Annotated in this window: 8 protein-coding genes; 1 reads left to right on the plus strand and 7 read right to left on the minus strand. The window is 75.4% G+C overall.

Going from position 1 to position 11,781, the window contains the following annotated elements; genetic code table 11:
- Positions 1-35 precede the first annotated feature (35 nt).
- The 7 genes from ACIQ87_RS27705 to ACIQ87_RS27735 form a co-directional block, all read right to left on the minus strand.
- Positions 36-1,676, minus strand: a complete 1,641-nt coding sequence (locus tag ACIQ87_RS27705; RefSeq protein ID WP_402411433.1) for an RNA polymerase sigma factor — start codon at positions 1,674-1,676, stop codon at positions 36-38.
- 581 nt (positions 1,677-2,257) lie between these two features.
- The gene (locus tag ACIQ87_RS27710; protein ID WP_402411435.1) at positions 2,258-3,190 is read right to left on the minus strand and encodes a FadR/GntR family transcriptional regulator; all 933 of its coding nucleotides are present in this window, start codon (positions 3,188-3,190) and stop codon (positions 2,258-2,260) included.
- A 165-nt stretch (positions 3,191-3,355) separates the two neighbouring features.
- The gene (locus tag ACIQ87_RS27715; RefSeq protein WP_402411437.1) at positions 3,356-4,261 is read right to left on the minus strand and encodes a hypothetical protein; all 906 of its coding nucleotides are present in this window, start codon (positions 4,259-4,261) and stop codon (positions 3,356-3,358) included.
- Between the two features lie 3 nt (positions 4,262-4,264).
- Entirely contained in the window at positions 4,265-5,869 is a 1,605-nt protein-coding gene (locus tag ACIQ87_RS27720; RefSeq protein ID WP_402411439.1) for an ATP-binding cassette domain-containing protein, read from the minus strand.
- A 329-nt stretch (positions 5,870-6,198) separates the two neighbouring features.
- On the minus strand, positions 6,199-6,480 hold the full coding sequence (locus ACIQ87_RS27725; RefSeq protein WP_402411442.1) for a hypothetical protein: 282 nt from the start codon (positions 6,478-6,480) through the stop codon (positions 6,199-6,201).
- Positions 6,481-6,627: 147 nt separating this feature from the next.
- Positions 6,628-7,386 (minus strand): NUDIX domain-containing protein, encoded by a 759-nt coding sequence (locus ACIQ87_RS27730; protein WP_402411445.1) that lies wholly within the window; start codon positions 7,384-7,386, stop codon positions 6,628-6,630.
- A gap of 191 nt (positions 7,387-7,577) precedes the next feature.
- Entirely contained in the window at positions 7,578-9,704 is a 2,127-nt protein-coding gene (locus ACIQ87_RS27735) for a glycogen debranching N-terminal domain-containing protein (protein ID WP_402411599.1), read from the minus strand.
- A gap of 758 nt (positions 9,705-10,462) precedes the next feature.
- On the opposite strand from ACIQ87_RS27735, the gene ACIQ87_RS27740 reads away from it, so the two are divergent.
- A complete protein-coding gene (locus tag ACIQ87_RS27740; protein WP_402411446.1) occupies positions 10,463-11,776 on the plus strand; it encodes an alpha/beta fold hydrolase in 1,314 nt (437 codons plus the stop codon).
- Positions 11,777-11,781: the final 5 nt, after the last annotated feature.

The raw sequence follows: 11,781 nt of genomic DNA on the forward strand, positions 1-11,781 counted from the left end.
CTTCGTGTGGAACGGTGTGGAACGACTGCCGTCGATCAGTCCAGGTAGTCGCGCAGCACCTGGGAGCGCGACGGGTGGCGCAGCTTCGACATGGTCTTCGACTCGATCTGGCGGATGCGCTCACGGGTGACCCCGTACACCTTGCCGATCTCGTCCAGCGTCTTCGGCTGGCCGTCGGTCAGGCCGAAGCGCATCGAGACCACGCCCGCCTCGCGCTCGGACAGGGTGTCCAGCACCGAGTGCAGCTGCTCCTGGAGCAGGGTGAAGGAGACCGCGTCGGCCGGGACGACCGCCTCGGAGTCCTCGATCAGGTCACCGAACTCGCTGTCGCCGTCCTCGCCCAGCGGGGTGTGCAGGGAGATCGGCTCGCGACCGTACTTCTGGACCTCGATGACCTTCTCGGGGGTCATGTCGAGTTCCTTGGCCAGCTCCTCCGGGGTGGGCTCGCGGCCCAGGTCCTGGAGCATCTGGCGCTGGACGCGGGCCAGCTTGTTGATGACCTCGACCATGTGCACCGGAATGCGGATGGTGCGGGCCTGGTCGGCCATGGCGCGGGTGATCGCCTGGCGGATCCACCAGGTGGCGTAGGTCGAGAACTTGTAGCCCTTGGTGTAGTCGAACTTCTCGACCGCACGGATCAGACCGAGGTTGCCCTCCTGGATCAGGTCCAGGAAGAGCATGCCGCGACCGGTGTAGCGCTTGGCCAGCGAGACCACCAGGCGGAGGTTGGCCTCCAGCAGGTGGTTCTTGGCCCGGCGGCCGTCCTCGGCGATGATCTCCAGCTCGCGCTTGAGCTTCGGGGCGAGCTTGTCGGCGGCCGAGAGCTTGTCCTCGGCGAACAGGCCGGCCTCGATGCGCTTGGCGAGCTCGACCTCCTGCTCGGCGTTGAGCAGCGGGACCTTGCCGATCTGCTTCAGGTAGTCCTTGACCGGGTCGGCGGTGGCGCCGGCGACGGCGACCTGCTGGGCCGGCGCGTCGTCCTCGTCGTCGTCGGAGAGGACGAAGCCCTCCGACTCCTCCTCCGGACCGGTGCCCTCGGCCTCGGTCTTGTCGCCGGGCAGAGCGACGTCCTCGAGCAGCTCCTCCTCGCCGAGCAGCTCCTCGTCGCCCTTGGCGCCCTTGCCGGCGGCCGTCTTCTTGGCGGCGGTCTTCTTGGCGGGCGCGGCGGTCTTCTTGGCCGCGGCCTTCTTGGCCGGGGCGGCCTTCTTGGCGGCCGACTTCACCTCGGTGACGATGCCGGTCGTCGCTTCGGCGGTGATCTCGGCGGAGACGGTGGGAGCCGGGGCCGCGGCGGCGGCGACGGCCGGAGCCGCGACGGGGGCGCCGGGGGCGATCCGCACCGGCGGCTTGGTCGGGGCCGACGGGGTCCGGGTGGTGACAGCCTTGGTGGCGGTGCGCTTGGTGGGGCTCTTGGCGGCAACGCTCTTGCGCTTGGCGCCGGCCGGTTCGGCCGCGCTGACCATGAGGTCCACGCCCTCCTCAATCAGCACCTGATTGAGGCTGCGCATGACGTTCTTCCACTTGGTGACCGGGATCTGGTCCGCCTCGAACGCCTGGCGCACGTCGTCACCGGCGATCTGCCCCTGGGCCTTGCCCCGCTCGATGAGCGCCAGCAGAGCCGCGGACTCGGCGATCTCGGGGGGAAGCGAACGGGATGTGCTGGCCGACACGAACAACCTCTCGGACGATGAGTGGACTCGAACCCGTACCGGCCGCCCGAGCGGGCGGGGAAGGAGATCGCGCGTCGGACGCGCGGTGTCGATTCCGACCGACTCGGGCTTGAGGACTGGGTTTGCAGGACGGCAGCAGCGCCGCGGACCAACACAGCATTCTGACATGTTGGAGTATTCCGGAGCTGCTTCCGCTCAGGACACATCGCTGCTACTCGTCAAGTGTTACGCATGGCCTTCGTGTCGCGGGTCACACCATCCGGCGCCCGCGACCGGGGGCCGCTTCCATCATCGCGCACTCGCGGAGCGAACTATTGTCATGGACAGGACTGAGAATGCGCCCGCCTCTCACCGGCGGCTTCCCGGACCCATCGTTCGGCGGCGCGCTCCGAAGGGCTCCCCCGGCCTCGATCCCGGCCCGATCCCGGCACCGGGCAGCGGCACCGGGCAGCGGGCAGCGGCAGCGGCAGCGGCGACGGGCGACGACATGCGGAGGCCCTCCGGCTGCGCCGCGCGGTGCGGTCGGAGGGCCCTGGCGGGAGCGGGCCGCCGCCATCCGGCGCCTCCGCTCGTGGAGAACAGCCCGTTCAGTGCTCCCTGGGCGCGGGGACGGACGGCTCGATCTCGGGATGGACGGTGAGCAGCGCCCTCATCGCGGCCTCGCCCGCGGTGCCGTCGCCGGCGCCCAGCGCGTCCACCAGCCTGGCGTGCAACCCGACCGAGGACTCGGAGGGCCGCTCACAGGAGATCGCCGGGCCGCCGGAGACCTGCAGCGCGCAGGCGACGATCCCGGACAGGTGCTCCAGCATCCGGTTGCCGGCCATCTGGAGGATCAGGCCGTGCAGCTCGGCGTCGGCCCGGGTGTAGGTGGAGAGGTCGGCCTGGGAGGCGGCGTGGCCCATGATCTCGACCAGCTCGACCAGGCGCTGCTGGACGTCCTCGCGGCCGTGGCCGGCGGCGAGCCTGGCGGCCAGCGGCTCGATCGCCCAGCGGAGCTCGAACAGCTCCCGGCGCTGTTCGTCCCGCTGCGGACCAAAGGCGCGCCACTCGATGATGTCCGGGTCCAGCAGGTTCCAGTCGCCGACCGGGCGGACCCGGGTGCCGACGTTCGGCCGGGCGCTGACCAGGCCCTTGGCCTCCAGCACGCGCAGCGACTCGCGGACGACGGTCCTGGAGACCTCGAAGCGCTGGCCGATCTCCTCGGGCACCAGCGGGCGGTCGGCGCCGAGGTCGCCGGAGACGATCATCTGGCCGAGCTGCTGGACCAGCTGGCCGTGCAGACCGCGGCCGCGGCTGCTGGTGGTCTTGCGACCGACCCGGGCGATGTCGGACTCGGCGCCCTCCCAGCGGGGCGCCGGCGGAGCCGGCCGGTCGGCGTACGAGAAGCGGTCCAGGTCGCCGGGGCCGTGGATCGGCCCTTCGGCGGAACGGGCGGGGGTCATGGTGGGGTGCGCAAGGGTACTCACGCCTCCTTTGTCGGCGATCGGCAGGCGTGGCTTGAGAATTCTCGTGAAAAGCACACGAAAGGGTGATCGGCCGTGACTGGATAATTGACTTCTTATCAGGAAGAACCGCGCATTACGGTCACTGCTGGTCGATCTTGGTGGACCCGGGCAGGACGGCTTCCGCCCGGCGGCCGCAGGGCCCGGCCGGGCCCTGCGCGGGCGGCCCCACGCGGTGGGGCGCTACAGGGCGCGGCGGCGGGCCTGGACCAGCAGGGCGGCGAGCAGCAGGAGCACCGCGGGGGCCGCGACCGCGGTGAGCAACGCCGGATCGGTCAGCGCCACGCTCCCGACCACCGTCCCGTGCGCACCGCCGTACACCCAGGCGTAGGCCGACTCGATCCCGGACTGGAACGGCAGCAGCTCGGCCACCCGGATCGGCCACGGCCTTCCGGTGTGACGCAGCAGCAGCGCGACGCCGGACTCCAGCAGCGGCGGCAGCGCGCACAGCAGCAGTGCCCCGGCCGCGGCGCTGCGGGTCAGCGAGGCGGTCAACAGCCCGGTCCAGCCCGCCGCCACGGTGAGCAGGACGAAGGCCAGCAGTGCGGCGGGCACTCCCTGACCGGCCAGCAGCCCGAGCGGGGCGAACACGCCTGGCAGGTCGGACAGCCCGGACATCCCGGCGCCGGTCAGCGCCTCGGCCGCCCGGCCCGACAGCGCGGCCGGATTCGCCCAGGCCGTCACGGCGACGCCCTCCGGCAGCGCGACGTGCACGACCACCGTGTCGACCAGCAGGGTGGCCAGCGCCAGCAGCGCCGCCACCGGGCCGATCACCAGCAACTTGGCCAGCAGCAGCCGCACCCGGCGCGGGTACGACACGTGGGAGGCCGGCAGCCCCGGGTGGCGCACCTCGTGCCCGTACGAGAGCGCGCCCAGCACCCCTGCGCCGAGCGCGGCGAAGGGCAGCGGGACCAGCGGGAGGGCGGCGGTCAGCAGCCGCACCCCGGCCGCGGCCCCCAACGGCCCGTCCGGGGTCCGGCTCGCCAGGACGGCGGCCAGGACGGCGTCGCCGAGCAGCACGGCGGCGAGCAGCACCCAGGTGGAACGCAGGCCGCGCAGGCGGCGCAGCTCGTAGGCCAGGACATGCACGGTTCACTCGCTCCGGTGGTCGTCGGGGGTGGCGGGGGCCGCGGGGAGGGCGGGGGTGGCAGGAACGGCGGGTGTCTTGCGGGGCTGGGCGGTGGCGGCCCGGACGGCGGTGGAGCCCGAGGCGGGGCGGCGGAGGCGGACGGTGTCGTCGGTGAGCAGGTCCTCGACGCTCCCGCGGTGGCCCAGGGGTCGGACCCGGATGGGTACCTGGGGCAGGGCCGGGACCGGGTCGTCACGGAAGAGCCGGTCGACTGCCACGGTGGGGGCGGGTTCGGCAGCGGCGTCGGGCCCGGTCTTCGCGGTCGGCTCCGGGCGGCGGCCTCCGGGCTCAGGGCGACGGACGAGCGAGCCGAGGGCGGGGAGCGCGGCAGCGGGGAGGACGGCGGCGACGGCCACGGCGGGCAGGGCGCGGGTGGGCAGCGAGCCGTCCTGCCGGGGGCGGCGGGGGGCGCCACGGTTCGGGTCGGTGGTGCCCTCGGCCGCGGGGGCGGGGGCGGGGGCGGCGGGGGCAGTGGCCGGCGCGGCTTCGGTGGCGACGGGCGGTGCGACCGGGGTCGGGGTCTGGGTCGCCGTGGGCCCGGCCGGAGGCCCGGCCGGGGGCGGCACCGCTTCGGTCGGGGCCGGCGCGGCGGCCGGTTCGGCGGTGCCCTCCGGGCCGCTCGGCCCGGCCTCGGGTTCCGGGTCGAGGCGGAGACGGCCGGAGCGGCCCGAGCCGGCCGGCAGGACGATCCGCGGCGCCGGCTGCTCGACCACCCGGTCGGCCAGCTCGTGCAGCAGGATCCCGTGACGGTAGGCGAGTTCGCCGATCTCGGTGCGGTCGATGCCGGCCACCGCGAGCCCCACGCTGCCGTCCCGTCGGACGTCCGCGCCCTGGCTGACCAACAGGTCGGCCAGCCGCGCCATCTGCGGCCCCCGGACGGCCACTTCGGGGCTGAGCCTGGTCCGCCGGAACTCCGCGACCGGCTGGTCGGCGACCAGTCGGCCGCAGTCCAGGGTGACCACCCGGTCGGCGAGTTGCGAGGCCTCCTGCGGGGTCCGGGTGGTCACCAGGACGGTGCCGCCGGCGGCGCCGAAGGAGCGCAGGAAGGAGTGGAACCACTCGACGTTGCGTGGCGACAGGCCCTCGGTGGGCCCGTCCAACAGCAGCGCGCCGGGGTCGCCGAGCAGGGCGGCGGCCAGGGCCAGGCGGCGGTGCATGCCGGGCGAGAAGGTGCGCAGCCGCTGCCCGGCGACGGTGGCCAGCCGGGTCTGTTCCAGCAGTTCGTCGGCCCGCCGGGTCGGGACGCCGACGGCCGCGGCGAGCATCCGCAGGTGGCTGCGCGCCCTGCGGCCCGGGTGCCCGGCCACCGCGGCGTCCCCGGTGCCGGGCAGCAGCACCCCGACCTCGCGCTCGGGGTGGCGCAGCCGCCGGTAGGGGCGGCCGTCGAAGAGCGTGACGCCCTGGCCGCGTTCGAGTTCGAGCATCAGCCGCAGCGCGGTGGACTTGCCCGCTCCCTCGGCACCGAGCAGCGCCGTCACCGTGCCGGGCCGGGCGTCGAAGGTCAGATCGAGCACCGCGGGCGGAGCGCCCTTGCGATAGACCTTGGTCAGTCCGGTGATCTGGATCATCGCTGGCTGCTCCCATGCCGTCGGCCGACCTGCTCGACGCGGAGCGCCCCTGACGGGCATGCACCCACTCGGCTCCGCGCCAGCACATTAGGGGGCGGCGACGGCTATTCCGGGCATTACGGGAACGGCACGGGCCCACCGACTGCCCACCTCACCCGATCAGGGGACAATCCGATCCTGCGATTCACGGGCGGCCGGTTCGTTGCGGAGGGCTCCGGAGCGGCAGTGTCCGCGGTGCTTCGGCGGCTGTGGCGCTTCGACGGCTGCGGTCCTTCGACGGCTGCGGCGCCTGAGGCCGGGCGGAACGCCGTGCCCGGCGAGGGGCGCCGCTAGAGCGTGTCGGGCCAGGGCGGGGGCGGGAGCTGCTCGCCGCCGCACACCGCGCGGAACTCGTCGACGGCGGCCTGACCCTCGACCGTGATCTCGCCCAGCCGTTCGCGCTCGGCGGCCAGCCGCTCCTGCACGGCGGCGATCGCCTCGGGCGCCGCGCGCTCGGCCTGCAGCGCGGCCAGTTCCCGTTCCGTGGCGGTGGTGGTCGTGTCGAGGCTCCGGTAGTCCGTCGCCAGCCCCTCGATGAGGGTCCGCTGGTTGGCGCAGTCCTCGATGGCCATCGCGGGGCTCCCTGGGCCAGAAGGCCTCCGGCCCGGCGGCCGGAGCGTCCACCGACACTCTGCGCCGTCGCCCTCGGGTTCGCAGCCAGGCCGGGCCATTCGGCTGCCCGGGGGCCGCGGTGGGCCGGGCTCGGGGCCCGCCGGGGCTCAGGACTCCGGGCGGAGCATGGGCGGGTTGAGGACGGTGGCGCCACCGGCGGTGAACAGCTGGGCCGGACGTCCGCCCTGACGGGTCGTCGTGCCGCCGGAGGGCAGCAGGAAGCCGGGGGTGCCGGTGACCTTGCGGTGGAAGTTCCGCGGGTCCAGCACCACGCCCCAGACGGCCTCGTAGACCCGGCGCAGCTCGCCGACGGTGAACTCGGTCGGGCAGAAGGCGGTGGCGAGGGAGGAGTACTCGATCTTGGAGCGGGCGCGCTCCACGCCGTCGGCGAGGATCAGGCCGTGGTCGAAGGCGAGCGGGACGCCGTCGGCCGGGTTCTCGCCGAGGAGTTCGCCGACCGGGGCCCAGCGGGCGCTGCTGGCGTCGCCGCCGGCCCGGGGCGTCGGGAGGTCGGGGGCGAGCACCAGGTAGGCGACGCTGACCACGCGCATCCGGGGGTCACGTTGCGGGTGGCCGTAGGTGGCGAGCTGCTCCAGGTGGGCGCCGGCCGCGCCGGGGCCGACCGCGTCATGGCCGGGGGTGGTGTGGGCGCGCAGGCCGGTCTCCTCGGCCAGCTCGCGGGAGGCGGCCTCGGCCAGGCCCTCGTCCGGGCGGACGAAGCCGCCGGGCAGCGCCCAGTACCCCTGGAACGGCGGCTCGCCTCGTCTGACGAGGAGGGCGCAGAGCGAGTGGTCGCGCACCGTCAGCACCACCAGGTCAACCGTGACAGCGAACGGAGGGAAGGCCGACGGATCGTAACGCGACATGGCGACGATCATAGTCGTCTCTCTGACGATAAGCACAGGCCCGTGTGTGGAACTCGGGGGCCGGTGCCCCACGCCCTGGCCTGCGCGGCCCTGCGCGAGCCGCTCACCGCCACGCGGGGCCGCGAGCGGGCGGGCGCGGCGTCGGTGACCGGGTGTCACCGACGCCGGGGCGCGGTCGGGCGGCAACGGGCTCAGCGGGCGACGAGTTGCAGGTCCGCGGACGCCTCCTCCACCATCGCCACGCCGATCCGGCTCACCCGGACGGAGAAGGGCTCGCCCGCCACCCGCAGCCCGGTCAGCTCCAGCTCGCCGAGCGGCGCGGTGCTCGCCGGACGGACCAGCACCCGGCCGCCCGGGACGTCGGGCCGGACCCCGGCGAGGGCGAACACCGCGTGCACGGCGCCGGCCGCGGAGACTGCCGCCGGGCGGCAGGCGGCCGGGTGGGGCACCGGCGGGCAGCCGAGGACGCGCTGCTCCCCCGCGTACATCTCCGGCAGCCGACCCTCGAAGTGGGCGCTCGCGGCGAGCAGGCCCTCCAGCAGGGTGCCGGCCTCGTTCTCGTGACCGGCCTCGGCCAGTCCGGCGACCGCCAGCGCCGTCTCGTGGACCCGCACCGCGCCGCCGCGGTGACCCAAGGGGTTGAAGCGGGGCGACTTGGCGCTCAGGGTGCGCAGGCCCCAGCCGCTGTCCAGCTCCGGCGCGGCCAGGCGCTGGGCGAGCAGCCGGGTCTGCTCGCGGTCCAGCAGGCCGTCGTGCCAACCGCCGTCGACGGCGAGCCCGGTGTCCAGCAGGTGCACCAGGGAGGAGACGACGGCGGGCAGCGGCTGACCGCCCGGGGCCAGGCCGGCCGCGGGGCGGCCGCCGGACAGGTCGTCGATCCAGAACCGCTCGCGGAAGCGCCCGCGCAGCGCGGCGGCCCAGCCGCGCCAGTCCTCGGCGCCCGGCCTGTCGAAGGCCTCCAGCAGCTCGGCCCCGTGCAGGGCGGCGCGGTGGGCCTGCGCCTGGACCTCGGCACGGGCGGCGACCGGGTGGGCGGAGCGCTCCTCCGCCGGGCGGCTCAGGTCGGTGACGAAGCCGTCGACCAGGCCCTCGCGCAGGGCCGCCAGGGCCCGTTCGGCGGCCGGGAGCAGCTCGGCGACCTCCGCCGGGGGCAGGCCCCAACGCCACACCTCGGCCAGCACGGTGACGAACAGCAGGGTGGCCTCGGTGGCGGTGCAGGTGGGCGGCAGCTCGGGACCGCCGTGGCGCAGGGCGCCGGGCAGCAGGCCCTCGGGCCGGCCCGGGGCGGGGGCGAGCTGCTGGCGGCGGGCCAGCGCCCGGAGGGTGCCGGCCGCCAGCCGGGTGCCGAGCGGCAGGGTCAGCCGCGCGGCCCAGAGCGCGTCGGCCGGGGCGAGGCCGAAGCGCCAGGGCGCGCCGGAGGCCGGGTACAGGTCGGTCGGGCGGTCCGGGTCGGCGAACAGCAGCCCGCCGAGGGCGTCCAGCGAGCGGGAGACCAGTGGGGCGACCCGGGTGTCATCGCTGCGGACCTCGGGCTCGGACCAGGGCAGCGGGACGCCGGTGCCGCGGCCGCCCGGCGGGCGCGGGCCGCCGGTGGCGCTCTCCAGCGCGGTGTGCAGCTCGACCGACCAACGGGCGCCGGGCTGGACCTCCAGGTCCCAGCGGAGCACGCCGGCGCCGGCCAGGACGGCGTGCGGGGAGGGCTTGGCGCTGACCACGGCACTGTGCACGGGGCCCGTCCAGCGCAGTCCGGCGGACTGCACCTGCCCCGGCAGGTCGGGCTGGCGGTGCCCGGCGGCGATCTCGGCAACCGGGCCGAGGTCGGTGCCGAGGGCTATCTCCAGTGGCAGCCGGGCGGGCCGCGGACCGGTGTTGCGCACGACGACGGTCTCCACGCCGTCCGCGTGCCGCAGCCGCTCGACGGTGAGCGCAGGGTCCGGGTCGAGGTCGCCGGGGAGGCGGACGGCACCGAGGAAGCGCGCCTGGGCGGTGCTGGTCAGGGCGCCCTGGAGTGGCAGCGGCTCCATGCCGCCCAGCCGCAGCTCCATCCGGGCGAGCACCCGGACGCCGTTGCGGTAGAAGCCGTGCAGGCCGTGGCCGCGCAGCTGGCCGTCGGGCCCGGAAGCGGCCATCGCCGGGGCGTTGACGCAGATCACCGCGTGGTGGACGGCGGGCGGCTGCGGGCGCGGCGGGGCCGCGGGGCGGGCCGGACCGGCCGGTGCGCCCACGGGCCCGGCCGCCAGGGCCTGGTCGGGGCGGCTCACCGGCCTGGTCGGCGCGCCGACCACGCTCTCGGCCGGCATGGCCTGTGGTGGCCTCATGGCGGTCACCGGACTCTCCTCCCCTCGGCGGTCCGGTGGCCGGGTCAGGCCGGTGGGCCGCTAGCGTGCTCGATCGCGTGCTGTTGGTGCCGGGCCGACGGGGCCGTCCCGCCGGCGGTGTGCCGTGTCTGGCCGTACCCGGTGTCGGGTCGTGCCATGCGGTGCGCGGTACCGGGCCGGTACCGGCGAGCCGCTCCTTCGTTCCGGGGCGCGTCACCGTGCCCGGCACGCCGTCAGGTCCTTCGTTCCGGACCGCCGGTGACGCCCTTCCCCCACGGCCCGGACCCGCCGGGCCGTCCGGCCCCGTGGCGGCGACCCGTCGTGCTGTCGTACGCGGCGGCCGAGGCTGCCGGTGCCCGGGCGGCCGGGCCCTCACCACCCGGCGATCGGCCCGCTCGGAACGGGTACAGGCCCCCGGAGTCAACGCCGCGCACCGCCACCAGGTCACGCCTCGTTGCTGCGCCGCTGGTCGGGGCGGCCCTGCCGAGCGGTCGTACCGCCTCCGCCGGAACGTCACCGGGCCCTCGCCGCAGGCGCGTCACCGTCCGCGGGCCGGGGCCGGCACCCGACGGGCGGGCCGCCGTCGGACCTGCTCGGGCCGGGCCTCGACCGGAGTCGGCCGTCCGGTCTGACGGACGGGGCGGTCGAACCGGTGCTCGACCGCCGCCAGGATACGGTGCGGGGGTCGCGGCCCCCGCACCCGGTGAACCCGTGAACCGCGACGCCACCGCTGTGACCAGCAGAGACCGAGGAGTTGCATGTCCACCATCAGCCGGTTGCCCGGGATTGTCACGACCGACCACATCTTCCAGCTGCCGCTCGACCACGCCGCCCCTCAGGGCGAGCAGATCGAGGTGTACGCCCGTGAGGTGGTGGCCGCGGGCCGCGAGCGGGACGACCTTCCCTGGCTGGTCTTCCTCCAGGGCGGGCCTGGCGGCAAGGCCACGCGCCCGAACGGCCGGGACGCCTGGCTGGACCGCGCCCTGGACGACTACCGGGTGCTCCTGCTGGACCAGCGCGGCACCGGGCGGTCCACCCCCGCGACCCGGCAGACCCTCGCCCGGCGCGGCGGCCCGCAGGAGCAGGCGGACCACCTGGCCCACTTCCGCGCGGACTCGATCGTCCGGGACGCCGAGCTGATCCGCGAGCGGCTGCTCGGTGCCGACCGGCGCTGGAGCGTGCTCGGCCAGAGCTTCGGCGGCTTCTGCACCCTCACCTACCTCTCCATCGCTCCCGAGGGGCTGACCGAGGCCTTCATCACCGGTGGCCTCGCCGGCCTCGGCAGCTCGGCCGACGACGTCTACCGCGCCGCCTACCCGCGGGTGGTCGGCAAGAACGAGGACCACTACGCCCGGTTCCCCCAGGACGTCCAGGCGGTGCGCCGGATCGCGGCCCACCTCGCCGACTCCCCCGCGACCCTGCCGGACGGCGGGCTGCTCACCGTCGAGGCGTTCCAGGCGCTCGGCATGCTGCTCGGCGGCGGCAGCGGCTCCGGCACGCTCCACTACCTGCTGGAGGAGGCCTGGGTGGAGGGCGCCGCCGGGCCCGAGCTCTCCGACACCTTCCTGGCCGGCGCCCAGGCCCAGCTCTCCTTCGCGGGCGGCCCGCTGTACGCGGTGCTGCACGAGTCGATCTACGGCCAGCGGTCGGTGGACCAGGGCGGCACCGCCTGGGCGGCCGAGCGGGTCCGCAAGGAGTTCCCGCGGTTCGACGCCCGGGCCGCGCTGGAGTCCGACGCACCGGTGCTGTTCACCGGGGAGATGATCTACCCCTGGATGTTCGACACCGACCCGGCGCTGCGCCCGCTGAAGGAGACCGCGGACCTGCTCGCCGCCCGCGCGGACTGGCCCGACCTGTACGACCGGGCGCGGCTGGCCGCCAACACCGTGCCGGTCGTGGCGGCGGTGTACCACGACGACATGTACGTGGACACCGCCGACTCGCTGGAGACCGCCCGCGCGGTGCGCGGCCTGCGGACCTGGATCACCAACGAGTGGGAGCACGACGGCCTTCGGGTGAGCGGCGGCAAGGTGCTGGACCGCCTGATCAGGATGGCGCACGGCGAGGCGTAGCGGCC

It is taken from the genome of Kitasatospora sp. NPDC096204 (assembly GCF_044763205.1).
Lineage (GTDB): Bacteria > Actinomycetota > Actinomycetes > Streptomycetales > Streptomycetaceae > Kitasatospora.

Coding starts and splice junctions, on each gene's coding strand:
- ACIQ87_RS27720 (WP_402411439.1), bottom strand. CDS start 5,869: ATGATCCAGATCACCGGACTGACCAAGGTCTATCGCAAGGGCGCTCCG.
- ACIQ87_RS27725 (WP_402411442.1), bottom strand. CDS start 6,480: ATGGCCATCGAGGACTGCGCCAACCAGCGGACCCTCATCGAGGGGCTG.
- ACIQ87_RS27730 (WP_402411445.1), bottom strand. CDS start 7,386: ATGTCGCGTTACGATCCGTCGGCCTTCCCTCCGTTCGCTGTCACGGTT.
- ACIQ87_RS27735 (WP_402411599.1), bottom strand. CDS start 9,704: ATGAGGCCACCACAGGCCATGCCGGCCGAGAGCGTGGTCGGCGCGCCG.
- ACIQ87_RS27740 (WP_402411446.1), top strand. CDS start 10,463: ATGTCCACCATCAGCCGGTTGCCCGGGATTGTCACGACCGACCACATC.